Origin of the sequence: Thioalkalivibrio sp. ALJ12 (assembly GCF_000378305.1) — a bacterium.
Taxonomy (GTDB): domain Bacteria; phylum Pseudomonadota; class Gammaproteobacteria; order Ectothiorhodospirales; family Ectothiorhodospiraceae; genus Thioalkalivibrio.
Genome location: NZ_KB899539.1, coordinates 430,558 through 454,474 on the forward strand (window position 1 = coordinate 430,558; position 23,917 = coordinate 454,474).

Below are 23,917 nucleotides of genomic sequence, written 5' to 3' on the forward strand. Positions count from 1 at the left end.
CCGGATTATACATACCCATCCGCCCCCGCCGAGGGGAACGTGGTCTCGAGAACGCCAGCAAGACGGGCCGCTGCGTTATCATTCACGGCATGACCGAACGCCTGCCCTGCCATATCACCGTCGCCGCCGTCATCGAGCGGGACGGGCGCTTCCTGTTCGTCGAGGAGACCGACGACGGCCGCCATGTACTGAACCAGCCGGCCGGCCATCTCGATGCCGAAGAAGACCTGGTCGAAGCGATGATCCGCGAGGTCCGCGAAGAAACCTGTCTGGACTTCCAGCCGGAGGCCCTGCTTGGCTGCGACCTGCTCGCGCTGGCGAATGGCGCGGTGACGCTGCGCGTCGCGTTCTGCGGCACGGCAAGCGAGCCCAGCCATCCGCCGGCCCGCGATCCCGCCATCCATGCCCTCCACTGGCTGACACCGGATGAGGCGCGTCGCGGATGGCCGCTGCGCAGCCCGCTGGTCCTGCGCAGCATCCGCCGCTATCAGGACGGGATGCGCCTGCCGCTCGCGGCGGCCGGCTCACTGGTTCATGCGGAGGGGCCGTGAGCGGTCCCGATCGGGTCATCGTGGGCCTGTCGGGCGGGGTGGATTCGGCCGTGGCGGCCAGCCGCCTGCTGGAGGCCGGCTATCGCGTGGAAGGCCTGTTCATGAAGAACTGGGAGGATGACGACGACGCGGAATACTGCGCGGCCGAGGCCGACTACGAGATGGCCCGCGAGGTCGCGGACTGTCTCGAGATCCCCCTGCACAAGGCGAACTTCGCCGAGGACTATCGCCAGCGGGTGTTCCGCCACTTCCTGCACGAGTACGAGGCTGGCCGGACGCCGAATCCGGACATCCTGTGCAACCGCGAGATCAAGTTCCGCTCGTTCCTGGAGCACGCCCGGCAACTCGGTGCGCAATGGATCGCCACCGGCCATTATGCCCGCGTGCGCCACCTCCCTGACCACAGCGAACTGTGCATGGCGGCGGATGCCAACAAGGATCAGACCTATTTCCTGCACACCCTGACGCAGGAGCAGCTGCGCCCCGCGCTGTTCCCGCTGGGGGACATCCCCAAGGATCAGGTCCGGGCGCGTGCCCGCGAGCTGGGTCTGCCCAACCACGCCCGCAAGGATTCCACCGGCATCTGTTTCATCGGAGAACGTCGCTTCCGCGATTTTCTGGCGCAGTACCTGCGGGCGCCGGAGGGCGAGATGCGCACACCGGAAGGTCAGGTCGTGGGGCACCACCAGGGCCTGATGTTCTACACCCTGGGCCAGCGCCAGGGACTGGGCATCGGCGGGATCGACGGGTTTCCCGAGGCCCCCTGGTATGTCGTGGACAAGGACCTGGGAGGCAATCGGCTGATTGTCGCGCAGGACCCGCAGCATCCGCTGCTGATGAGTCCCGAGATCGAGACGGAGGCCGCCCACTGGATTCACCGCCCGCCCGAACCGGGACAGCCAGTCATGGCGCGTCTGCGTCATCGCCAGCCCTTGCAGCCCTGCCGGCTGGAATCCGTCGATGGGGACCGTCTACGCGTTCGCTTCGAAGCCCCTCAGCGTGCGGCCACGCCCGGTCAGTCGGCGGTTTTTTATGACGGCGACGTGTGTCTGGGGGGGGGCGTGATTGCCACCCGCCGCACACTCGCCAGTGAGTCAGAAGCCCCGGTTCCGGTATAGTAGGCGCGTTTTCCGTATCCACCCACTCACGCCTGCTCCGGGAGCCCTCCGGCTTGGACCGTAACGACCACAACCGCACCCTGGCGCTGGCCGCCCTCTTCCAATGCGCGAGTCTGGTCAAGGACCTGGCCTGGCGCGGCAGCTGCGACGAGTACGAATTCGAGATCCTGATCGGCAGCCTGTTCGCGTTCGACGCGGAGACGCCCGAGGATGTCTACCGCGGCGCCAGCAGCTTGCGCCCGGGCCTGGAGCGGGTGCAGAGCCAGCTGCAAAACGGCGGCAAGCCACCGGATATGGAGATCACCCGCTACGCGGTGGGCCTGATCTTTCTGGAGCGCAAGCTGCAAAAACGCCCGGACATGCTGCAAAAACTAGGCGACGGCCTGCAGGGTGCCCAGCGGCAGGTGGACTATTTCACCATCACGCACGAGAGCGTGATCGCGCGCCTGGCCGAGATCTACAAGGAGACCATTTCGGAGCTGGGCCCCCGGATCGTCGTCCAGGGCGAACAGAATCATCTTTCCAATCCCGAGATCGCCGCGCGCGTGCGCGCCCTGCTGCTGGCGGGCATCCGTGCCGCCGTGCTCTGGCGCCAGGCGGGTGGATCTCGGTGGAAGCTCCTTCTGGGCCGCAAGCGACTGATTCGCCAAGCGGACCACATCCTTCAACGACTGAACACCTGACAGCGGATAGCGCATCATGAGCCACGCAGAACCGAAAAAGACCGAAAACCTCTCTGCCGGCGGCCGCGAGTGCCGTTACGTGCCGATTACCGATGACCCGCGCGCCCGGGACCTGCCCTACGCGCTGAAGATCCTGCTCGAGAACCTGATGCGCTTCGAGGACGAGCGCACGGTCAGGCGCGCCGATATCGAGGCCCTGCTTGACTGGGACCCGAAGGCCGAGCCCACGCAGGAGATCGCCTTCCGCCCGGCCCGCGTACTGCTGCAGGACTTCACCGGTGTGCCCGCGGTCGTGGACCTGGCGGCCATGCGCGACGCGATGGAGGCCCTCGGCGGCGATCCCAAGAAGATCACGCCGCTGCAGCCGGCCGAACTGGTAATCGACCACTCGGTGCAGGTCGACGAGTATGGCAATGCGAACGCGATGAACCTGAACGCAGAGCTGGAATACTCCCGCAACCGCGAGCGCTACAGCTTCCTGAAGTGGGGCCAGCAGGCGTTCGATACCTTCAAGGTCGTCCCACCGGACACCGGGATCGTGCACCAGGTCAACCTTGAACACCTTGCGCGCACCGTGTTTGTCGAGGACCGTGAAGACGGTTCCTGTCTGGCCTACCCGGACACCCTGGTCGGCACCGACTCGCACACCACGATGATCAACGGCCTGGGCGTCCTGGGCTGGGGCGTCGGCGGCATCGAGGCCGAGGCCGCGATGCTCGGTCAGCCGATCTCCATGCTGATCCCGCAGGTAGTGGGTTTCCGCCTGACCGGCCGGCTGGCCGAAGGGGCCACCGCCACCGACCTCGTGCTGGTGATCGTCGAGATGCTGCGCAAGAAGGGCGTGGTCGGGAAGTTCGTCGAGTTCTTCGGGGACGGGCTGGCCGATCTGCCGCTGGCGGACCGCGCCACCATCGCCAACATGGCACCGGAATACGGCGCGACCTGCGGCATCTTCCCTATCGACGACGAGACCCTCGAGTACCTGCGCCTGACCGGCCGCGAGGCGGGCCATATCGAGTTCATCGAGGCCTATGCCAGGGCCCAGGGACTGTGGCGCAATGACAACGCCCCGGTGGCGCGCTACACCGACATGCTGGAACTCGACCTTGCGACGGTCGAGCCCAGCCTGGCCGGGCCCAAGCGCCCGCAGGACCGCATCGCCCTGAGCCAGGCCGGAGCCGAGATCAGCCGCCACCTGGACACCATGCTCAAGGAGCGCGACAGCGGCGCGGACGAGCCGGAGGAGGCCGAGCGCTTCGCGGCCGAGGGTGGTCATACCGCAGTCGGCGTTGAGCATCAGGCCGAAGAGCCGCGCCATACGGCCATCGAGATGAACGGCGAGACCTTCACCCTCGACCACGGCGACATCGTGATCGCGGCCATTACCTCCTGCACCAACACGTCGAACCCGTCGGTCATGCTGGGCGCCGGCCTGGTCGCCCGCAAGGCCCGCGAACGCGGCCTGCAGGTCAAGCCCTGGGTGAAGACCTCCCTGGCGCCCGGCTCCCGGGTGGTGACCGACTATCTGCAAAAGGCCGGGGTGCTCGAAGATCTCGAGGCGCTGGGTTTCCACGTGGTCGGTTATGGCTGCACGACCTGTATCGGCAACTCCGGACCGCTGCCCGAGCCGATCAGCGAGGCCATCATCAAGGATGACCTGATCGTCAGCTCCGTGCTCTCCGGCAACCGCAACTTCGAGGGGCGGATCCATTCCGAGGTGCAGATGAATTTCCTCGCCTCGCCGCCCTTGGTGGTCGCCTATGCGCTGGCCGGGCGCAGCACCCTGGATCTGTACAACGACCCGATCGGAGAGGACGCACAGGGCAACCCCGTGTTCCTGAAGGATGTCTGGCCAACCACCGAAGAGGTCAACGAAGCTGTGCAGGCGCATGTCGATGCCCAGAGCTTCACCAAGGCCTACGGTGATCTCTACAGCGGCGAGGATCGCTGGCGCAACTTGGAGGCCCCCACTGGGGACCGCTTCGAGTGGCAGGACGACTCCACCTACGTGCGCAACCCGCCCTATTTCGACGGCATGGGCATGACGCCCGAGCCGTTGACCGACATCCAGGGTGCCCGGGTGCTGGCCCTGCTGGGTGATTCGGTGACCACCGACCACATCTCCCCCGCCGGCTCCATTGCCAAGGACAGCCCGGCCGGACGTTACCTGGAAGAACAGGGCGTGAAGCCCGCAGACTTCAACTCCTATGGCTCGCGGCGCGGCAACCACGAGGTCATGATGCGCGGCACCTTTGCCAACGTGCGCCTGCGCAACCTGCTGGCTCCCGGCACGCAGGGGGGCGTCACGGTCCACCTGCCGGATGGCGACCAGATGTCCATCTATGACGCGGCCATGCAGTACAAGGAGCAGGACACGCCCCTGATCGTGATCGCCGGGCAAGAGTACGGCACCGGCTCCTCGCGCGACTGGGCGGCCAAGGGCACACTGCTGCTGGGCGTGAAGGCCGTGATCGTGGAGAGCTTCGAGCGCATCCACCGCTCCAACCTGGTGGGCATGGGTGTGCTGCCGCTGCAGTTCCTGGCGGGCGACAACGCGGCCAGTCTGGGGCTGACCGGTCGGGAGACGTTCTCGATCACCGGCGTGAACAACGGCGAGGCACGCGAGGCCACCGTCACCGCCGTGGCCGATGACGGCGAGCGCACGACCTTCAACGTCCGTGTGCGGCTGGATACCCCGCAGGAGATCGACTACTACCGCCACGGGGGCATCCTGCCCTACGTGTTGCGCCAACTGGCGCAATGAGACTAAGGTCACAGCATGACGCGTCGGGTATCCATAGAGGACGTGAGGTCCGGCAATACACTGGCGACTGCGGTTTATGACCGCTCGGGCAGGCTGCTGATCCCCGCTGGCATGGTCCTCCAGGACAAGCAGATTCGAGTACTGCTGTCCTGGGGAATCACAGCGGTTGAAGTGCTCGACGAGGGTGCCGACGACGTCTCCATGTCGTCCCCGCACGAGCCTGATGAGCCCCCCGCCACCGAGCCCACCCCAGAGATAGAGGCCCGCGCCGACGAGATCCTGGCCGAGCGTTTTCAGCATTGCTCGATCGAGGATCACCCCATGTCTGGCATCTACCTTCTGGCGCGGAAAGCCCTGCTGGATGACCTGTGCCGCTACGCACCGAGAAGGCAGAGTGAACAGGCATGACCGTTGACGAGTTCCTCGCCACCGACGATGCCCTGTGCAGCTTCTCCGGAAGCTACAACACCATCTTCACGCGCCTGAGCGACCCGACGGCCAACGTCGCGGCCATCACCGAGGCTGTGGAACTGGACCCCACGATCGCGGCCAAGACGCTCAAGGTGGCGAACTCCTCGCTCTATGGCTTCCCGGAACCGATCGACACCCTGCACAGGGCCGTCTCCATCATCGGCCTGCAGCAGATGCGCCAGATCGTGATATCGACGGTCGTGATCGAACACTTTCGCGGCGTGCCGGTGATCGGCGTGGACATGGAGTCCTTCTGGCGGCACAGCCTGGCCGTCGGCGTGCTGAGCCGCTCGATCGCGCGATTCCGGCGCGAGGCCAACATCGAACGGCTTTATCTCTACGGGATCATGCATGACCTGGGACGTCTGCTGATGTTCCTGCATCTGTCCAGTCGCACCGAGGAGCTGATCAATATCCGCGAGCGCGAACGCATGCTGCTGTTCGAAGCGGAAACCGAATTTCTCGGCTTCGACCATGCCGCCATTGGCGCGGAATTGATGGAGCGCTGGGGCATGTCACCGGCACAGGTGGAGGCCACCCGTTTCCACCATGCGCCGGGTGACGCACAGGCCTTCCCGGTCGAGACCGCGATCGTCCATGTGGCGGACAGCATCGCCAACGCCTTGCGGCTGGGCTCGTCTGGCGAACGCTTCGTTCCGCCCGTGGAAGCAGAGACCTTCGACCGCATTGGTCTGGAGATGGAGACCTACGAGGCCGTGATCGGCGATGCCCGGAAACAGCTCGGACAGATGCAGGCGATCCTGCTGGACTGACGAGGGACGGATGAGCGCACGGATGCAGGTAAAGGACGACCCGGCATGAGCCCTTCGTACAAAACGCCTGAAGAGGTCAATGCGCTGCATGAGCGCATCCGTTTCCTCGAGGAAGCGCTGGAGGCGAACGCCTACGCGATGGACGTGCTCGCCTCGACTACCGCGATCTTTGGCGACACCGACCGCAATCGCAGCCCAGACCTGATCATCCAGAGCAGTCTGGAATCCATCCGGCGTCTGCTGCCGGCCCGCGACATGGCCGTCTACATCCTCGACGGCGAGTCTTCGTTTGATCTCGCCTATCAACAGCATCCTCAGGAGGATGAATACGACCTCGCGGATGCCGTCGAGGATCTGATTCAGGAAGGCACTTTCTCCTGGGCGCTGCATCAGAATCATCCGGTCTGCCTGCCTTCACGCTTCGACGGCGAGAACGTGCTGCTCCATGTCATCTCGACCCGGACCCGCATTCGCGGCATGTTTGCCGCCCGCTTTCGCCAGAACGACCTCCAGCGCCACGAGATGACCCTCTCGACCCTGACGATGGTCCTGTTCAATACCGCCTATGCCCTCGAGAGCGCCGACCTGTTCCAGATGATGGACCGGCGCCAGAAGGCCTTGCAGCGGATTACCGAGCACCAGTCACGCGAACTGCTTCATCACCAGTCCCACGACTCGCTGACCAACCTCCCCAACCGGATGCTGTTCAGTGACCGTCTGTCCCAAGCCATTACCCGCCATCAGGGAACCGATCATCACATCGCGTTGATCCTGCTGGATCTGGACAACTTCAAGCGCCTGAACGACTCGCTCGGCCATCGCGCCGGCGACGAGCTGATCCGCAAGGTGGCACAGGATCTCGGACAGCTGCTGGATCGCAGCCACGACCGATCGGGGCGTCCCTTGCGCGCGACCCTGTCGCGCCTGGGGGGCGACGAGTTCGGCATCCTGGTCGAGGATCTACAGGGTCTCGAGGGCTGTGTGCGACTGGTCACCGACGTCGTGCGCACGACCGCGGTCGAACGTACGATCTTTGATCGGCCCGTGGTGACCAGCGCCTCCTGCGGGATCGCCGTGTTTCCCTACGACGGGGAAGACTCTGATGTCCTGCTCAGCAACGCCGATGCGGCCATGTACGAGGCCAAGCAACGTGGCCGCAACGGCTTCCGCTTCTACACCCAGGACCTGAATTCCCGCACCTTTCGCCATTTCGAGCTGGAAAAGGAACTGGGGACCGCCATTGAGCAAGATCAACTGGTCCTGCACTACCAGCCAAAGGTCGACCTGCATACCGGCGATATCCTCGGCGCAGAGGCGCTGATCCGCTGGCAGCACCCGAAGCTTGGGCTGTTGCCCCCCAGCCACTTCATCGAGCTGGCGGAGGACATGACCCTGATCGAGGCCATTGGGGAGTGGGTGCTGCGCCAGGTCTGCCAGGACCTCAAGCGACTGCCCTCGCAGGGCCGGGATCACGCCTTCCGTGTCGCCATCAACGTCTCCGCACGGCAGCTACGCCAGCCCGACCTCGCCGGAGACTTTCACGCCATCCTGCAGGCCGCGAACGTCGCGCCCGAGTGCATCGAGCTGGAACTGACCGAAACCACCATCATGGATGACCCGAAGGGTGCCGCCCGCATGTTTGAGCGCCTGCGCAAGATCGGTATGCGGCTGGCCGTGGACGATTTCGGTACCGGCCATGCCTCGCTGATTCAGCTGAAGAAGCTGCCAGCGGACACCCTCAAGATCGACCGTTCCTTCGTCCAGGACCTCGAACGCAGCGACGGCGACGCGCGGATTGTTCAGGCCATCATCCAGATGGCGCATACCCTGGGGCTGAACATCATCGCCGAAGGCGTCGAAACCGAACGCCAGGCCGAAATCCTGCGCGAATTCGGCTGCAACGAGGCACAGGGCTATTTCTTTGCGCACCCCATGCCCTTCAATGACTTCCACACCCTGCTGCAGGACCGGACCCGCCTCCCGTGGGCCGGATAAGCCTTACCCGCCGGCACCCTCCGGGCCCGTCAACTTCGCCGGATCCAGCAGTACCTGCAGCCGCTCGCGCGGGATATCCGTGTGCTCCGCCGCGACGTCCAGGATGGGCCGCCCGGTGGCATAGGCCTCCTTGGCGATGCGCGCCCCCGCCTCGTAGCCGATCTCGGCGTTCAGGGCCGTGACCAGGATCGGGTTGCGATCCAGCGCGGCCCGCAGGTTGTCCTCGTTCACGGTGAAGCCCGCGATCGCCCGATCCGACAGATGGGTAGAGGCCCGTGCCAGCAGACCGATCTGACTCAACAGATTGTCGGCAATCAGCGGGAGGCCGACGTTCAGCTGGAAATTGCCCGCGGCGCCGGCGGCGGTGATCGCCGCATCCAGGCCGGTCACCTGTTGCGAAGCCATAATCACGGCCTCCGGGATTACCGGGTTCACTTTGCCCGGCATGATCGAGCTGCCTGGTTGCAGGGCCGGCAAGGCAATCTCGCCCAGCCCCGCCAGGGGGCCCGAGTTCATCCAGCGCAGATCGTTCGCGATCTTGGTGAGCCCGACGGCCACCGTGCGCAACTGCCCGGAAAGCTCCACCGCACTGTCCTGACTGGCCAGTGCCGCAAAACCGTTACCCTCGTGCACAAACGGCAGGCCGGTTCGCTCGGCCAGGCGCCCTGTTACACGCGCGCCGAAGGCCGGCGGTGCATTGATGCCGGTGCCCACTGCAGTCGCGCCAATGGCCAGACGCTGGGTGCGCACACGGGTGTGCTCCAGGCGATCCAGGTCCAGTTCCAGTTGGGTACGCCAGCCGGAGAGTTCCTGCCCCATCGTCACGGGCATCGCATCCATCAAGTGCGTACGCCCGGTCTTGACTAGCGCCCCCACATCGCGCTCGCGGCGGGCGATCGTGGCAATCAAGTGGCGCAGCGCAGGGACCAGTTCCTCCTCCAGCGCCAGCGCCGCAGATACATGCAACGCGGTCGGGATCACGTCGTTGGAGCTCTGCGAGCGATTGACATGATCGTTCGGATGGACCGGTTCCTCACTACCCGATGCGATCCGCGCGAGCACCTCGTTCATGTTCATGTTGGTGCTGGTGCCCGACCCCGTCTGATAGACGTCAACCGGGAAGGCGTCCGCATGCTCGCCCGCCGCGACCGCCTCGGCCGCCGCCACAATCGCGTTCGCCACGGCGTCCGGGAGCTGCCCCAGTTCCTGGTTGGCCTCCGCACAGGCCGCCTTGGTCAGCGCAAGGGCCCGAATGAACGCCTGCGGCATGGGCCGGCCGGCAATCTGAAAGTTGTCGATGGCGCGTTGGGTCTGTGCGCCCCACAGGGCATCCCTGGGGACTTCCACCGGTCCGAGGCTGTCCTGCTCCTGGCGGGTCGGGGACTTCGACATGCACTCCTCCAAATGATCGGGCGTAGCTTTGTATTATACTGCGCCGCGTCAATCGACCGTCCGCAGAGCGCATGCCCCACACGCCCTGCGGACCCACCCATTCCGACTCGAGTGCATCATGTCCCTGAGCCCCCTGTCCGCGATCAGTCCCGTCGATGGCCGCTACGCCCGGCACACCCGCGACCTGGCCCCCTATTTTTCCGAACAGGGTCTGATGCAGGCCCGGGTACGGGTGGAGATTGCGTGGCTCAAGGCCCTGGCGGCGGAGCCCGCTATCCCCGAGGTCCCGCCGCTAACCGCAGAGGCGGAGGCGTTCCTGGACGAGATTGCCCTGGAATTTGACGAGGTCGCCGGCACCCGGGTGAAGGAGATTGAGGCCACGACCAATCACGACGTCAAGGCTATCGAGTACTACATCAAGGAGCAGATGCGCGACCGGACCGATCTGCAAAGCCAGATCGAGTTCGTGCACTTCGCCTGCACCTCCGAGGACATCAATAACCTCGCCTACGGGGTGATGGTCCGCGAGGCGCGCAATCACGTGATGCTGCCGGCGCTCGATGCCGTGCTGGAGCCGCTGCGCGAGCTCGCTCGGCGCTTCGCCGATCAGCCCCTGCTGGCCCGGACCCACGGTCAGCCGGCCTCGCCCACGACCATGGGCAAGGAACTGGCCAACGTGGTCCACCGTCTGGAGCGGCAGCGCGCCGCAATCGCCGCCAACGAATGCCTGGGCAAGATCAACGGTGCGGTGGGTAACTTCAATGCCCACTACGCGGCCTACCCGGAAGTGGATTGGCCGTCGCTTTCGCGGCGCATGGTGGAGAGCCTCGGGCTAGCCCCCAATACCCACACCACCCAGATCGAACCGCACGACTTCCTGGCCGAGCTGTTTCACGCCTTCATGCGTCTGAACACGATCCTGCTGGATGCCTCGCGCGACATCTGGGGCTACATCTCGCTGGGTTACTTCAAGCAGAAGGTCGTGGCCGGCGAGGTCGGGTCCTCGACCATGCCGCACAAGGTCAACCCGATCGACTTCGAGAACGCGGAAGGCAACCTCGGGCTGGCCAATGCCGTGTTCGATCACCTGGCGAGCAAGCTCCCGGTCTCGCGCTTTCAGCGTGACCTGACCGACTCGACCGTGCTGCGCAACATCGGCATGGGCTTCGCCTGGTCGCTGATCGCCTACAAGGCCTTCCAACGCGGTCTGGGCAAGCTGGAGATCGAACCCGGCCGCCTGGACGAGGATCTCGACCAGAACTGGGAGGTGCTGGGCGAGGCTGTGCAGACGGTGATGCGCCGTTACGGGATCGATTCTCCCTACGAGAAGCTGAAGGCGCTGACCCGTGGCCAGCGCATTACGCCGCAGGCGCTGGCCGAATTCATCGACGGCCTGGAGATCCCGGACGAGGCGAAACAGAGCCTGCGCAAGCTGACCCCGGGCCGCTACACGGGGATCGCCAGCCAGCTGGCGCGCGACGAGTAACGCGTTGCCCGCCTACGACCCGAATCAGGCCCTGGAGCTGCTGGGCGGGCTCTCACCGGCGGAGTTTCTCCGGGACTACTGGCAACAAAAGCCTCTGCTGGTGCGCGGCGCAATATCGGGCTTTTCCAACCCCATCGAGCCCGACGACCTGGCCGGACTCGCCTGTGATCCGGATGCCGGCGCCCGGCTCGTACTCGGCCACACTGACCACGGCGACTGGGAAGTCGAATACGGCCCGTTCGAAGAAGATCACTTCGCCTCCCTGCCCGATCGCGCCTGGACCCTGCTGGTCAGTGACGTCGAGCGCTTCTGGCCCGAGGGGCGGGACTTCCTGGCCCGGTTCGACTTTGTCCCGCGCTGGCGCCGCGACGATCTGATGATCTCCTACGCAGCACCCGAGGGATCGGTCGGGCCCCATGTCGATGCCTACGATGTCTTTCTCTTTCAGGCGGCCGGGCGTCGGCGCTGGCAGATCCAGTCGCCACCGGGACCGCTGGACTGCCACGACGACCTGCCGCTGGCGATCCTGCGCGAGTTCGAGCCAAGCGAGAGCTGGGATGTTGAACCCGGTGACCTGCTCTACCTGCCCCCCAACCTGCCCCACTACGGCCTCTCCCTGGATGATCAGTGCATGACCTGGTCGGTCGGCTTTCGTGCCCCGACCTACCTCGATCTGCTGACCGGGTTCCTGGAAGAACGGGCCAACCGGGTCGGCGAAGCGCCCCGATACAGCGATCCCCAGCGCCCGGTGTCCGCCTACGCGAGCGAACTGCCGTCACACGACCGCACCCGGCTGCGCGGCATCCTGCGCGAGATGCTCGCCGCCGACGACACGGAACTGGATGCCTTCCTCGGGCGCGTACTGAGCCGGCCTGCGGGGAACGTCGAACTGCATCCCGGAGATCCTCTCGCCGCAGCGAGGGCGTGCCGTATTCACCCGGGTATTCGGCGCCACTGGCTGAAGACGCCGACGGGGCCGGTCCTCTGCGCCGCCGGGCACAGCTACCCGGCCGACACCCTGTCGCCGGACCAACTGGAGCAGCTGTGCGCTACGGAGACGCTCGATCCGCGGCACTGGGAACACCAATGGCCGGAGATTCACCAAATGCTTCGCGACGGCCTGGAGGAAGGCTGGCTGGAGCCCGCTGAGGACTCCACGCAGACCTGAGGCCCGGACATTCAGGCACAGGCCCGCAGGCAGGGCTCCGCCGCACGCTCGATCAGCTCCGGTCCGGCATCCGGCCGATGTGCACCCTCGGTCAGGATGCGCCGCCACTGGCGCGCTCCCGGCTCGCCGTGAAACAGACCCAGCACATGCCGTGTCAGCCGTGCCAGCGGGACGCCCTCGGCGCGCATCTCGCGGGCCATGTCGATCAGACCCTGCAGCACGGCCTCGCGTGTCACCGTCCCGGGCTCGTCGAAATAAAGCTGGTCGACCTCGGACAGCACCCACGGCTGGTGGTAGGCCAGTCGCCCGAACATCACCCCGTCCACCCGCTCGAGATAGCCGTGCGCCGCGCGGACATTGTCCAGGCCGCCATTCAGCACGATGGTCAGTTCCGGAAACTCCGCCTTCAGACGGAACACGCGCTCGTAGTCCAGTGGCGGAACATCGCGGTTGTCCTTGGGGCTCAGGCCTTGCAGCCACGCCTTGCGGGCATGCACGATGAATTGCTGGCAGCCGCCCCGCGCCACAGTTTCGACAAACGTGCGCAGATCGGCCTCGGAATCCTGTTCGTCAATCCCGATACGATGCTTGACGGTCACCGGAACGTCGACCGCATCCTGCATCGCGCGCACCATTTCGGCCACCCGCTCCGGTTGCGCCATCAGGCAGGCGCCGAACGTGCCCGACTGCACGCGGTCGGAGGGGCAGCCGACGTTCAGGTTGATCTCGTCAAAGCCTCGCTCTGCCGCGATGCGGGCGGCCTGAGCGAGCGTGTCGGGATCCGATCCACCTAGCTGCAGCGCCAGCGGGTGTTCCGCCGCGACATGGCCCAGCAGCCGGTCGCGATCACCGTGAATCACCGCGTTGGCGTGTACCATCTCGGTGTACAACAGAGCGCGCCGGGTCAGCAGCCGATGGAAACGCCGGCACCAGGAGTCGGTCCAGTCCATCATCGGCGCCACCGAAAAACGCGGATCGGGAAACCGCAACGATTCAGTCACGGCGCCGCCCGCCCTGCGGGTGGTGCCCGGAATGCCAAGGGATAAGTACGCATGTCGGAAAACGAAACGCCGGAAACCTTTCTGGACAGTGTCTCACACATGGTCGATCGCGCCATGCATTTCCTCGAGTTGCCCGAAGGTGCGATGGATGCAATCAAGGCCTGCGACTCGGTCATCCAGGTGAGCTTTCCGATCCGCTTTCGCGACCGCATCGAGGTCTTTACCGGCTGGCGTGCCGTGCACTCCTCCCACCGTCTCCCGGTCAAAGGGGGGCTGCGATTCTCCCCCACCATGGACCAGGGACATGCGGAGGCCCTGGCCGCCCTGATGACCTACAAGTGCGCGATCGTGGATATCCCGTTTGGGGGTTCCAAGGGCGGGCTGCGCATCGATCCGCGCAAGTATGACGAGTGGGAGATGGAGCGGATCACCCGCCGTTTCGCCCACGAACTGATCCAGCGCGACTACATCAGTCCCGCGCAGAACGTGCCGGCCCCGGACGTCGGGACCTCGCAGCGCGAGATGGCGTGGATCATGGAGACCTATCGCGAACGCCATCCGGAAGACGTCAACCACAGCGCCGCCGTGACCGGCAAGCCCGTCGACCTGGGCGGCATGCGGGGTCGTCTGGAGGCCACCGGGCGCGGCGTTCAGTACGCCCTGCAGGCCTTCTTCCGCGAGGGCAATGCCGCGCGCGAAGCCGGGCTGGAAGGCGGCCTGGGCGACCAGCGCATCATCGTTCAGGGCTTCGGCAATGTGGGCTATCACGCCGCCCATTTCCTGCAGAACGACGACCACGCCAAAATCGTCGGGGTGATCAAGAGTGATGGCGGGGTCTATTGCGAGGACGGGATCGATGTCGACGCCCTGAACGACTACGTACGCCGCTCCGGGACCATGGAAGGCTTCGCCGGCGTGGAATTCGAGCGCAATGGCAACCGGATCATGGAACGCGAATGCGACATCCTGATTCCGGCGGCACTCGAGGGCGCGATCCATCGCGAGAATGCGCCCAACATCCAGGCCCGACTGATCGCGGAGGCCGCGAACGGCCCGGTGACCTTCGAGGCCGACCAGATCCTGCAGGACCGCGGCATTACCATCCTGCCGGATGTCTTCGTCAATGCAGGCGGCGTCGTGGTCTCGTACTTCGAGTGGGTGCGCAATCTCGCCCACATGCGCTTCGGACGCCTCGAGCGGCGCTATGACCAGTCGCAGGGCCAGCATCTGGTCACCGCGATCGAGATGTCCACGGACCACAAGCTGCCGGACTGGATACGCGAATCCATCGTGCGCGGCGCAGAGGAGATCGACCTGGTCCGCTCCGGCCTCGATGACACCATGCGCGAGGCCTTCAGCGAGATGTACGAGACCCGCGAGGTGGAGAGCAATGGAGCGGTGCTGGATTACCGTACTGCGGCCTACCTGATTGCCCTGCGCAAGATCGTGCGGGCCCGCAGTGACCTGAGGCTGATCTGACCGATATCCCGGTCCGGTCCGCGCGGAGGCGGGAGGGCCGTTTAGCCCCGCTCGGCCTCCGACGCAAGCAGTTCCTGCAGCCAGTGACCGCCGCGGTCCGCCTTGGTACTGAGGTAGCGCAGGTTGTGGGGGTTGAGCGTGCCGTGGACGGGCTCGCGGGCCACCACCTGGATGCCCCCGGCGCGCAGCGCCTCGATCTTCGCGGGGTTGTTGGTCAGCACGCGCACCGTGTCGATGCCGAGAAACTCCAGCATCTCCACGGCGGCATCGTAGCGACGCCCATCGGCCTCGAACCCCAGCTGGCAGTCGGAGTCAATCGTGTCCAGACCCGCCGTTTGCATCGTGTAGGCGCGCAGCTTGTTGGCCAGGCCGATGCCCCGCCCTTCCTGGGCCAGATACAGCAGCACCCCGCCACCACTCTCGTTGATCGTCTTCACACCGAGACGCAACTGATCGCCGCAGTCACAGCGCAGGCTGCCAAACAGATCGCCCGTCAGGCAGGCCGAATGCAGCCGTACCGGGACGGCCTCCGGCCATTCGTTCGGCTCGCCGATGACCACCGCCACGTGTTCCAGGATCCCGTTACCCTCCCGGAACAGCATGAAGCGGGTCACCGGGGCATCGGCCAGGGGTACCGGGGCTTCGCTCACGTAGGCCAGTTCCAGGCGTGGGTGATGTGCGACCGCTCGTGCCTCGCGCTCGTCCACGTCCAGGAACATCCCGTCGGCCAGCGCCGAGTGGATGGCCTCGGGTACGGGTTCGGGCACGCGCGCCGATACGACGGCCGGCAGCAGACGACCGGCGCGGGCCAGCTCCAGCGCCGCGACTTCCGCGGGCTCGGCGGGCCGAACGTCCGCCTGGTCCAGCGCGTGGGTCGGGTGCTCGCCCTCGTTAGAGGCCTCAGGCGCACTGGCCAGGGTAAACAGTGCCTCGGGGTCCGTTCCGGGCGCAAACTCCAGCGCCACGCCTTCCCATCCCTCGGCCAGTGGTTGCGGCCAGCCCATTGCGGACGCGCGGTGGGGCGTTAGAATCAGACGGGGGCGGCCGCCGGTCATATGCGTCAGGCGATCCAGCAACACCGGGGTCAGACCTTCAACGGCAGCAACCAGTACGCTGGACTGCTCGCCGCTCAGCAAAACCGGATGGCCCCGGCGAAGGTCGAAAATCCCACGATCGGCGTTGTGCATCAGGTCCTTCCCAATGGAGTTTTTCTTATGACCAGCCCGCAGGACGCGAATTCCACTCTGTCCAGCCGTGACCCGTCACCCCTGTCGTCTCCCCCAAGCCTATCGCATGTGCCCCTAAAGGGTCGCGAAACCCGGGTTTTCCAGGCATGACCGCCTATCCGGTGACCGAGGAAGAGGCCTGGCGCTGGCTGCTGGCCCAGCGTGCCGATCCGGGCTGCTGCCCCCTGCCCGGCCCCCTTGCCCCGGCTGCGCACGACCTGCTGGAGCTCTACGGCCCGATCATCGAGGCGGAGAGTATCACCGTCGCGCAACTGGGCCAGAGCCTGGACGGCCGCATCGCCACTCAGAGCGGGCACTCCCAGTATGTAACCGGCCCCGAGGACATCGAGCACCTGCACCGCTTGCGTGCGTTGGTGGACGGCGTCGTAGTGGGTGCCGGCACCGTAGTCGCCGACGACCCGCGTCTCACCGTCCGCAAGGCCGAGGGCGTCCATCCGGTGCGGGTCATCCTCGACCCGGATGGACGAATCCGGTCCAGTGCCCGCGTCTTCCAGGACGGCGAGGTGAAAACGCTGGTCGTCCACGCCGAGGGCCACGGCCCCTGCGACATGCCCGGCCACGTCGAATGCATGGAGATGCCCGTCGATGCCGATGGCCGCTTTGCGCCGCCCGAGCTCCGCGACCGCCTGGCGGCCGAGCATGGGCTGCATCGACTGCTGGTCGAGGGCGGAGGCCGGACGGTGTCGCGCTTTCTCGCCAGTGACACTCTCGATCGCCTGCATCTGACGATCGCACCGATGCTGATCGGCTCCGGGCGCCAAGGCATCACCCTGCCCGAGATCGACACCCTCGATCAGGCCCTGCGCCCGCCCTGCCGCATCTTCCGGCTGGGTGGCGACACCCTCTACGACCTGGACCTGCGCAGCAAGCCCTGAGCACTTCGGGGCTGCTCGCTGCGATTATTAAAGGGTCTCAGGCGAGGTTGTCGCGGATCGCGCGGGAGACCGCGTCCAGCTCCGCCGGGACCTTGGTCGGCTGGACCACGCTCTGTGCGATGGCCGTGTCGGGATCCTTCAGGCCGTTACCCGTGAGGGTGCACACCACGGTGGAGCCCTCCCGAATCTTGCCCTCACGGATATCGCGCAGGGCGCCGGCCAGCGACGCCGCCGAGGCGGGCTCGCAGAACACGCCTTCCTTCTCGGCCAGAAGCTTCTGCGCGGCCAGGATCTCGTCGTCCTGGCACTCGTCGAACCAGCCGCTGGATTCCTCGCGCACCTTCCAGGCCATGTCCCAGGACTGTGGGTGCCCAATGCGGATCGCAGTGGCCACGGTGTCCGGGTCGTCGACCATTGCGCCGCGCATGAAGGGCGCGGAGCCGGCCGCCTGATAGCCGACCATGTGCGGGCGGTTACCCACCATGCCACCACCGGCGTACTTGCAGTGGCCCTTGCAATAGGAGCAGGCATCCGTCACGTCGTCGCTGCTCTTGGCGGCCATTTCGCTGTAGCCGATCCAGTGCGCGGTGATGTTGCCCGCATTGCCCACCGGCAGACAGTGATAATCCGGGGCGCGGCCCAGTTCCTCGACGATCTCGAAGGCCGCGGTCTTCTGGCCCTGCAGGCGATACGGATTGACCGAGTTCACCAGGGTCACCGGCGTGTTGGAGGCGACCTCCTTCACCAGGCGCATGCCATCGTCAAAGTTGCCCTCGATCTGGATCACGGTGGCGCCGTGCATCATCGCCTGGGCCAGCTTGCCCATCGCGATCTTTCCATCTGGGATGACGACGAATGCCGTGATCCCGGCGCGTGCCGCATAGGCGGCGGCCGCGGCGGAGGTGTTACCGGTGGAGGCGCAGACAATCGCGCGCGAGCCTTCTTCCACGGCCTTGGTGACCGCCATGGTCATGCCGCGGTCCTTGAACGAGCCGGTCGGGTTCAGGCCCTCGAACTTCACGTAAATCTCGACCTCGCGCGCCAGGTCCCGCGGGATATTGTTCAGGCGGATCAGCGGTGTATTGCCCTCGCCCAGCGAGATGATGCGCGTGTCGTCGTGCACCGGCAGGCGGTCACGGTAACGTTCGATCAGTCCGGTATAGCGATGTCCAAAGGCCATGGTGTTCTCTTTAGCGTGTTGCGCAGGAAACTCGGAGCCTAGCGGCCCAGCGCTTCCATGCGGATACGAGTAATCGGGGTTAGCAGGTGATCCAGCGCCTCGAGCGCGGCGATCGCCTCGTTCATCGCGCCCTCGCGGACCTTGTGCGTCAGCATGATGATCGTGGCCTCGCCGCGCTCCGGATCCGGCTCGCGTTGCAGGATCGCCTCGATACTGATGCCGTGCTCGCCCAGGATACGGGTGATGTCGGCCAGCACGCCCGGACGGTCCTGGGTACGCAGGCGCAGATAGAAGGACGTCTCCACCTCGGACAGATCCAGCACCGGCTTGTCCGACAGGGCATCCGGCTGGAAGGCGAGATGCGGGACCCGGTTCTCGGGGTCCGTGGTCAGGGCGCGCACGACGTCGACCAGATCGGCCACCACCGCCGAGGCGGTGGCCTCGGCACCGGCACCCGCGCCGTAGTACAGCGTCGGGCCCACCGCGTCGGCATTGACCAGCACCGCGTTCATCACGCCGTCGACGTTGGCGATCAGCCGGCGCTCCGGGATCAGGGTCGGGTGCACGCGCAGTTCGTAGCCCTTGTCGGTGCGCCGGGCAATCCCCAGATGCTTGATGCGGTAGCCCAGTTCGGCGGCGAAACCGACGTCCTCGCGGGTGATATTGCTGATGCCCTCGACCGCAACCCGGTCGAACTGCAGCGGGATACCGAAGGCGATGGACGCCAGGATCGCCAGCTTGTGGGCGGCATCGATGCCCTCCACGTCGAAGGTCGGGTCGGCCTCGGCATAACCGAGCGCCTGGGCTTCGGCGAGGACGTCGTCGAAGTCGCGGCCCTTGTCACGCATCTCCGTCAGGATGAAGTTGCCGGTCCCATTGATAATCCCGGCGAGCCACTCGATCTGGTTGCCGGCCAGGCCCTCGCGGATGGCCTTGATGATCGGGATGCCCCCGGCCACCGCGGCCTCGAACGCGACCATCACGCCCTTCTCCTGGGCGCGCTGGAAGATGGTGTTGCCGTGCAGGGCGATCAGGGCCTTGTTCGCGGTGACCACGTGCTTGCCGGCGTCGATCGCAGCCAGCACCAGGTTCAGCGCCGGGTCGGTGCCGCCCATCAGTTCGACGACGACCTCAACCTCCGGGTCGTTGACGACCGCCGCGGGGTCCGTGGTCAGGCGAATCTGCGAGCAATCGCAGTCGCGCTCACGCTTGATATCACGCGCGGCGGCTGCGACCACCTGGATGCCACGGCCAGCCCGGCGCGCGATCTCGATTCCGTTACGGTCCAGCACATTGACGGTGCCACAGCCAACCGTGCCCAGCCCCAGGATTCCAATCTTTACCGGCGTCATAAAAGCCTTGTCTTGTCTGCGTGCGGGCGCTACCGCCCGAATGAGTGCTTGATTGCTATTCGCCCCGAGCCGGCTCGGTCGGCTCGGTCGGCTCGGTCGGCTCGACGGTGGCATCCGCCAGGATCGAGTCAGCGCGGAACATGGCCTTGATCCCGCGCAGGGCCTGCCGCGTGCGCTGTTCGTTCTCGATCAGGCTGAAGCGCACGAAGTCGTCGCCGTAGTTGCCGAAACCAACGCCCGGCGAGACCGCGACCTTGGCGTCCCGCAACAGCTTCTTGGCGAACTCGAGCGACCCCATCTCGCGATAGGCCTCCGGGATCGGCGCCCAGACGAACATGGTCGCCTTCGGCTTCTCCACATGCCAGCCCAGCTTGCCGAGCCCCTCGCACAGCACGTCGCGGCGAGAACGATAAAGCTCGCGAATCTCGTCGACGCAGTCCTGCGGACCCTCCAGCGCGGCGATCGCGGCGACCTGGATCGGCGTGAAGGTGCCGTAATCCAGATAGGACTTGATGCGCGCCAGTGCGGCTACCAACGTCGGGTTGCCACACATGAAACCGACTCGCCAGCCCGGCATGTTGTAGGTCTTGGACAGGGTGTAAAACTCGACCGCGATATCCTTCGCACCCGGCACTTCCAGAATCGACGGTGCCTTGTAGCCATCGAAGCTGATCTCGGCATAGGCAAGATCGTGCACGATCCAGATGCCATGCTCCTTGCAGATCGCCACGACCCGTTCGAAGAAGTCCCGGTCCACGCACTGCGTGGTCGGGTTGGCCGGGAAGTTCAGGATCAGCATCTTCGGCTTCGGCCAGGAATCCTGAATCGCCCGCTCCAGCTCGGCGAAGAAGTCGACGTCCGGCGTCAGCGGCACATGGCGTACGTCCGCCCCGGCAATCACGCAGCCATAAGGGTGGATCGGATAGGCGGGATTCGGAACCAGCACCGCGTCCCCGGGCCCCAGGGTGGCCAGCGCCAGATGCGCGAGACCTTCCTTGGACCCGATGGTCACGATCGCCTCGGTCTCCGGGTCCAGCTCCACATCGAATTCGCTCTTGTACCAGCGCGTAATCGCCCTGCGCAGCCGCGGAATGCCCTTGGACACCGAATAGCGATGCGTATCGCCGCGCTGCGCGGCCTCGCAGAGCTTGTCGACGATGTGACGCGGGGTCGGCTGGTCCGGATTGCCCATACCGAAGTCGATAATGTCCTCGCCGCGGGCACGCGCCTCGGCCTTCAACTGGTTCACGATGTTGAAGACGTAGGGCGGGAGGCGCTCGATACGGGGAAAGACGTCGGTCACAGGTCAGGTCCTGGTTGGGCCAAGCGAGCCGGCAGCAGGTCGGGGAGACGCCGCGGAATCCCCTTGAATACCGCACCGGAAAGCGCGCCAAAGTATAACCCGGGCCCGCCTCTGTCAACGAATCGGGCACCAAACTGGCCCGGCTACAAATGCCTGATCTTGAGCCTGCCTCGCGCGCGGAGTAGCGTGTAGCGCATGCTGTTCTCCGAAGTCACCAGCGAAGAGACCTACATCGTGACCGGCTACGAGTCGGGTGCGGTGGGGATCAACCAGGTGGGGTACACCCGCAGCCTGATCGTGCGCCCGAATGCGCTGCAGCAAGACTGGCCGGTCGATTCCGTCGACGCGCTGGCGGTCGAACACCTGCAACCCGTGATCGATCATCCCCCGGAGGTGCTGCTGATCGGTACCGGCGAGGTGCAACGCTTTCCGGACCGGGCCGTATGGCGGCATTTGCGCCGCGAAGGATTCGGCGTGGAGATCATGGATACCGCTGCCGCCTGCCGGACCTACAACCTGATCATGGCCGAGGGTCGCGAGGTGGCGGCCGCCCTGATCATCGACGGCGGCGACTGAGCTAAGCCTTACGGCACCTCGCCGTCAGGAGTTGGGCAGTACCTCGTCGCCCTTCATACCGCGTGACTCAAGCAAACGCCGCAAGCGCTTCAGGGCATCCATCTGAATCTGGCGCACCCGTTCGCGTGTCACGCCGATCTCGGCCCCCACCTGCTCCAGGGTCGAACGCTCGAATCCATGCAACCCGAAGCGTCGCACAAGCACCTCGCGCTGCTTGTAATCCAGTTCACCCAGCCACTCGTCCACCAGGTGCTGAATGTCCTGATCCTCCAGCAGCGACGACGGCTCCTGCGCATTCACGTCCGCCAGGATATCCGTAAGCGAACGTTCGCCGTCCGGCCCGGGCGGCAGGTCCATGGAGGTTGACGGCTCCGACATCGCCCGGAGTTTCTGGATCTCGGCCACGGGCTTGCCCAGGCGCTGGGCCAGCTCTTCCTCGGTGGGGTCACGGCCCAGTTCCTGCGTCAGGTTGCGGGCGATCCGCGCGTGCATCCGCAGCTCCTTGCTGACATGCACCGGGATGCGAATCGTGCGCCCCTGGTTCATCAGGGCGCGCTCGATCGTCTGCCGGATCCACCACGTCGCGTAGGTCGAGAACCGAAAACCGCGTTCGGGGTCGAATTTCTCCACCGCGTGCATCAGGCCCAGATTGCCCTCCTCGATCAGATCCAGGAGCGGCAGACCGCGATTCAGGTAGCGCCGCGCGATCTTCACCACCAGCCGAAGGTTGCACTCGATCATGCGGCGCCGCCCGGATTCGTCGCCATCACGGGCCAGGCGCGCGTACTTGCGCTCTTCTTCGGGGGTCAGCAGGGGCCGGTATTCAATGTCACGCAGGTAAATCTGGATGGCGTCGAGCTCGGCCGGCCGGGCATCGCGCAGTGTTCGGGGGCGTACTGGAACATCCTGTTCCGGGGAGAGTTCCTTCTCGTCTTCCGGGGGCGGGACCTCGACCTCTTCGGGACTCTCTCCAGTCGCCAGAGGATCGCCGTTCGCGCCGAGGTGTTCGGCAGGATTCTCCTCACCCGACTGACCGGTTCCGTCATCCATCAGGTGTTCTTCGTCCAGCGCGGAATCGACCGGCTTCCGGGATTTAGCCATGGATGCCCTGTACTCCCTTTTCTATCTAGCGATCCGGCAGATATCGGGTCGGATCCACGGGTGTTCCGTCTACCCGTATCTCGAAGTGCAGCATTGGGCGCTCCGCACCCGATGAACCCAGACGCGCTATCGTCTCGCCGGCCTCGACCTGATCCCCTTCGGAGACCAGGAGCTCGTCGTTGTGGCCATAGGCGCTCAGAAAGCGCGCGTCGTGTTTCAAGATGATCAGTCGACCATACCCCACGAGGCCGCCACCTGCATAGACCACCTCTCCGGACCGCGTCGCCCGCACCTCGTCGCCGCGTTCTCCGCCAATCGCGAGCCCTCGCCGCGTTCCGCTGCTGGAGAAACCACGAAGGACGTCGCCATCCGCCGGCCAACGCCACCCACCCGGGTCATCCGGCGGTGGATCCGAGCGCGCGGCTTCCCGCGATGCACCACTATCACCGTCACTGCTGCTCGCGGTTGAGGATTCCTGCCGCTGCTGGCGTGGGGCCTGCGGCGGCGACGAGCGCGCAGCCCCGCGCAGACGCAGTTCCTGCCCGGGGTAGATGATGTACGGCGCGCTAATCGCGTTGCGCTGGGCGACTTCACGCCAGTCCAGACCGTAGCGGTGGGCAATGCGGTAAAGGGTTTCTTCGCGCTGAACCGTATGGGTCGCAGGCACCGGGCCACTGGCACGCGACGTGTCGCTGCTGCCGCTGGGGGCACGTGTCGCGCAACCGCTGACCAAAGCGACAACCAGGCCCGCGATGGCCACCAGCATGAGCGTTTGCAAGAATCGCCGACTCAAGGCGTCATTCCATCAACAGCACGATCACCATCGCGCCCAGCAGCACGACCACACCTGCCCAGCCAATACGTTCCATATAGGGTCGCAGGTGCTGCTCGGCTCGAGGCCCCGCCCAGGCCATCACGAGTGCGACCAGGAAGAACCGCAGCCCCCTCCCGATCAGCGATGCAATCACGAATGGGATCAGGGCCATCGACAGGGCCCCGGCGGTCACCGTGAACAGCTTGTACGGGATGGGCGAGAACCCGGCGATCAGCACCACCCACACGCCCCAGACGGCAAACCAGGCCTCGGCCTGCGCGATCTCGCCGCCGTATCCCCAGCGTTCCAGCCATGGTCCAATCCATTCGAACGCGGCCCACCCGATCAGATACCCCAGCAAGCCGCCCAGTACGGAGAAGATCGTCGTCAGGGCGGCGAGGCGCCAGGCCGCCCGTGGTCGGGCGGCCGCCATCGGCGCCAGCATGACATCCGGTGGCACTGGAAAAAAGGAGGATTCGGCAAACGACAGTGTCGCCAGGTAGCGCGGGGCATGACGGTGGCGGGACCACTGCATGACCCGATCGTACAACGGCTCAAACAGCTTCATGCCGATCCCCGGTGGCTGCA

General features: G+C 65.6%; 21 protein-coding genes. 12 read left to right on the plus strand and 9 right to left on the minus strand.

All coding sequences use genetic code 11. The annotated features are described in order from the left end of the window. Positions 1–89 precede the first annotated feature (89 nt). Genes F467_RS0109355 through F467_RS0109385 form a run of 7 tightly spaced genes read left to right on the plus strand, consistent with a single transcriptional unit; the run spans position 90 to position 8,355 of the window. Positions 90–551, plus strand: a complete 462-nt coding sequence (locus F467_RS0109355) for an NUDIX hydrolase (protein WP_018139415.1) — start codon at positions 90–92, stop codon at positions 549–551. Next, entirely contained in the window at positions 548–1,669 is a 1,122-nt protein-coding gene (gene mnmA / locus F467_RS0109360; protein ID WP_018139414.1) for a tRNA 2-thiouridine(34) synthase MnmA, read from the plus strand. Before F467_RS0109355 ends, mnmA begins: the two co-directional genes overlap by 4 nt. A gap of 53 nt (positions 1,670–1,722) precedes the next feature. Continuing rightward, a complete protein-coding gene (gene hflD, locus F467_RS0109365) occupies positions 1,723–2,352 on the plus strand; it encodes a high frequency lysogenization protein HflD (RefSeq protein WP_018139413.1) in 630 nt (209 codons plus the stop codon). 16 nt (positions 2,353–2,368) lie between these two features. Beyond that, on the plus strand, positions 2,369–5,116 hold the full coding sequence (gene acnA / locus F467_RS0109370) for an aconitate hydratase AcnA (RefSeq protein WP_018139412.1): 2,748 nt from the start codon (positions 2,369–2,371) through the stop codon (positions 5,114–5,116). 15 nt (positions 5,117–5,131) lie between these two features. Next, positions 5,132–5,524: a hypothetical protein gene (locus F467_RS0109375; protein WP_018139411.1), complete on the plus strand. Its 393-nt coding sequence runs from the start codon at positions 5,132–5,134 to the stop codon at positions 5,522–5,524. After that, entirely contained in the window at positions 5,521–6,360 is an 840-nt protein-coding gene (locus F467_RS0109380) for an HDOD domain-containing protein (RefSeq protein WP_018139410.1), read from the plus strand. The genes F467_RS0109375 and F467_RS0109380 overlap by 4 nt, the downstream gene beginning before the upstream one ends. Before the next feature lie 45 nt (positions 6,361–6,405). Beyond that, positions 6,406–8,355 (plus strand): bifunctional diguanylate cyclase/phosphodiesterase, encoded by a 1,950-nt coding sequence (locus F467_RS0109385; RefSeq protein WP_018139409.1) that lies wholly within the window; start codon positions 6,406–6,408, stop codon positions 8,353–8,355. Positions 8,356–8,358: 3 nt separating this feature from the next. Here the strand turns inward: F467_RS0109385 and F467_RS0109390 are convergent, their stop codons facing one another. Then, positions 8,359–9,747 (minus strand): lyase family protein, encoded by a 1,389-nt coding sequence (locus F467_RS0109390; RefSeq protein WP_018139408.1) that lies wholly within the window; start codon positions 9,745–9,747, stop codon positions 8,359–8,361. Between the two features lie 118 nt (positions 9,748–9,865). On the opposite strand from F467_RS0109390, the gene purB reads away from it, so the two are divergent. Together purB and F467_RS0109400 are read left to right on the plus strand one after the other, a co-directional pair. Next, positions 9,866–11,233 carry an adenylosuccinate lyase gene (gene purB / locus F467_RS0109395; protein ID WP_018139407.1) on the plus strand — a complete coding sequence of 456 codons (1,368 nt, stop codon included), beginning with the start codon at positions 9,866–9,868 and terminating at the stop codon, positions 11,231–11,233. A 4-nt stretch (positions 11,234–11,237) separates the two neighbouring features. After that, positions 11,238–12,401 carry a cupin domain-containing protein gene (locus tag F467_RS0109400; RefSeq protein WP_018139406.1) on the plus strand — a complete coding sequence of 388 codons (1,164 nt, stop codon included), beginning with the start codon at positions 11,238–11,240 and terminating at the stop codon, positions 12,399–12,401. An 11-nt stretch (positions 12,402–12,412) separates the two neighbouring features. On the opposite strand, the gene dusA is transcribed toward F467_RS0109400, so the two are convergent. Next, complete coding sequence (gene dusA / locus F467_RS0109405; RefSeq protein ID WP_018875309.1) at positions 12,413–13,390, minus strand: tRNA dihydrouridine(20/20a) synthase DusA; 978 nt, start codon at positions 13,388–13,390, stop codon at positions 12,413–12,415. A gap of 63 nt (positions 13,391–13,453) precedes the next feature. Between dusA and F467_RS0109410 the strand changes: the two genes are divergently transcribed. Beyond that, positions 13,454–14,881 carry a Glu/Leu/Phe/Val dehydrogenase gene (locus tag F467_RS0109410; RefSeq protein WP_018139404.1) on the plus strand — a complete coding sequence of 476 codons (1,428 nt, stop codon included), beginning with the start codon at positions 13,454–13,456 and terminating at the stop codon, positions 14,879–14,881. 41 nt (positions 14,882–14,922) lie between these two features. On the opposite strand, the gene ribA is transcribed toward F467_RS0109410, so the two are convergent. Next, positions 14,923–16,068, minus strand: a complete 1,146-nt coding sequence (ribA, locus tag F467_RS0109415; RefSeq protein ID WP_018139403.1) for a GTP cyclohydrolase II RibA — start codon at positions 16,066–16,068, stop codon at positions 14,923–14,925. A 146-nt stretch (positions 16,069–16,214) separates the two neighbouring features. Here ribA and F467_RS0109420 point away from each other — a divergent pair, with 146 nt between their 5' ends. Beyond that, on the plus strand, positions 16,215–17,003 hold the full coding sequence (locus F467_RS0109420; protein WP_018139402.1) for a RibD family protein: 789 nt from the start codon (positions 16,215–16,217) through the stop codon (positions 17,001–17,003). Between the two features lie 37 nt (positions 17,004–17,040). On the opposite strand, the gene thrC is transcribed toward F467_RS0109420, so the two are convergent. The 3 genes from thrC to alaC are packed head-to-tail and all read right to left on the minus strand — an operon-like array spanning position 17,041 to position 20,838. Continuing rightward, positions 17,041–18,183 carry a threonine synthase gene (gene thrC / locus F467_RS0109425; protein ID WP_012982677.1) on the minus strand — a complete coding sequence of 381 codons (1,143 nt, stop codon included), beginning with the start codon at positions 18,181–18,183 and terminating at the stop codon, positions 17,041–17,043. Between the two features lie 38 nt (positions 18,184–18,221). Next, positions 18,222–19,535 carry a homoserine dehydrogenase gene (locus F467_RS0109430; RefSeq protein ID WP_018139401.1) on the minus strand — a complete coding sequence of 438 codons (1,314 nt, stop codon included), beginning with the start codon at positions 19,533–19,535 and terminating at the stop codon, positions 18,222–18,224. Positions 19,536–19,590: 55 nt separating this feature from the next. Then, entirely contained in the window at positions 19,591–20,838 is a 1,248-nt protein-coding gene (gene alaC, locus F467_RS0109435; protein ID WP_018139400.1) for an alanine transaminase, read from the minus strand. 195 nt (positions 20,839–21,033) lie between these two features. Between alaC and F467_RS0109440 the strand changes: the two genes are divergently transcribed. After that, a complete protein-coding gene (locus F467_RS0109440; RefSeq protein WP_018139399.1) occupies positions 21,034–21,414 on the plus strand; it encodes an Mth938-like domain-containing protein in 381 nt (126 codons plus the stop codon). A gap of 24 nt (positions 21,415–21,438) precedes the next feature. On the opposite strand, the gene rpoS is transcribed toward F467_RS0109440, so the two are convergent. Genes rpoS through F467_RS0109455 form a run of 3 tightly spaced genes read right to left on the minus strand, consistent with a single transcriptional unit; the run spans position 21,439 to position 23,897 of the window. After that, on the minus strand, positions 21,439–22,515 hold the full coding sequence (gene rpoS, locus F467_RS0109445) for an RNA polymerase sigma factor RpoS (protein WP_018139398.1): 1,077 nt from the start codon (positions 22,513–22,515) through the stop codon (positions 21,439–21,441). Between the two features lie 25 nt (positions 22,516–22,540). Continuing rightward, a complete protein-coding gene (locus tag F467_RS0109450; protein ID WP_018139397.1) occupies positions 22,541–23,281 on the minus strand; it encodes a peptidoglycan DD-metalloendopeptidase family protein in 741 nt (246 codons plus the stop codon). A 31-nt stretch (positions 23,282–23,312) separates the two neighbouring features. Then, on the minus strand, positions 23,313–23,897 hold the full coding sequence (locus F467_RS0109455) for a YqaA family protein (protein ID WP_018139396.1): 585 nt from the start codon (positions 23,895–23,897) through the stop codon (positions 23,313–23,315). Between the last annotated feature and the right edge of the window lie 20 nt (positions 23,898–23,917).

Coding starts and splice junctions, on each gene's coding strand:
- F467_RS0109355 (WP_018139415.1), top strand. CDS start 90: ATGACCGAACGCCTGCCCTGCCATATCACCGTCGCCGCCGTCATCGAG.
- acnA (WP_018139412.1), top strand. CDS start 2,369: ATGAGCCACGCAGAACCGAAAAAGACCGAAAACCTCTCTGCCGGCGGC.
- F467_RS0109375 (WP_018139411.1), top strand. CDS start 5,132: ATGACGCGTCGGGTATCCATAGAGGACGTGAGGTCCGGCAATACACTG.
- F467_RS0109380 (WP_018139410.1), top strand. CDS start 5,521: ATGACCGTTGACGAGTTCCTCGCCACCGACGATGCCCTGTGCAGCTTC.
- F467_RS0109385 (WP_018139409.1), top strand. CDS start 6,406: ATGAGCCCTTCGTACAAAACGCCTGAAGAGGTCAATGCGCTGCATGAG.
- F467_RS0109390 (WP_018139408.1), bottom strand. CDS start 9,747: ATGTCGAAGTCCCCGACCCGCCAGGAGCAGGACAGCCTCGGACCGGTG.
- purB (WP_018139407.1), top strand. CDS start 9,866: ATGTCCCTGAGCCCCCTGTCCGCGATCAGTCCCGTCGATGGCCGCTAC.
- F467_RS0109410 (WP_018139404.1), top strand. CDS start 13,454: ATGTCGGAAAACGAAACGCCGGAAACCTTTCTGGACAGTGTCTCACAC.
- ribA (WP_018139403.1), bottom strand. CDS start 16,068: ATGCACAACGCCGATCGTGGGATTTTCGACCTTCGCCGGGGCCATCCG.
- F467_RS0109420 (WP_018139402.1), top strand. CDS start 16,215: ATGACCGCCTATCCGGTGACCGAGGAAGAGGCCTGGCGCTGGCTGCTG.
- thrC (WP_012982677.1), bottom strand. CDS start 18,183: ATGGCCTTTGGACATCGCTATACCGGACTGATCGAACGTTACCGTGAC.
- F467_RS0109430 (WP_018139401.1), bottom strand. CDS start 19,535: ATGACGCCGGTAAAGATTGGAATCCTGGGGCTGGGCACGGTTGGCTGT.
- F467_RS0109440 (WP_018139399.1), top strand. CDS start 21,034: ATGCTGTTCTCCGAAGTCACCAGCGAAGAGACCTACATCGTGACCGGC.
- rpoS (WP_018139398.1), bottom strand. CDS start 22,515: ATGGCTAAATCCCGGAAGCCGGTCGATTCCGCGCTGGACGAAGAACAC.
- F467_RS0109450 (WP_018139397.1), bottom strand. CDS start 23,281: ATGCTGGTGGCCATCGCGGGCCTGGTTGTCGCTTTGGTCAGCGGTTGC.
- F467_RS0109455 (WP_018139396.1), bottom strand. CDS start 23,897: ATGAAGCTGTTTGAGCCGTTGTACGATCGGGTCATGCAGTGGTCCCGC.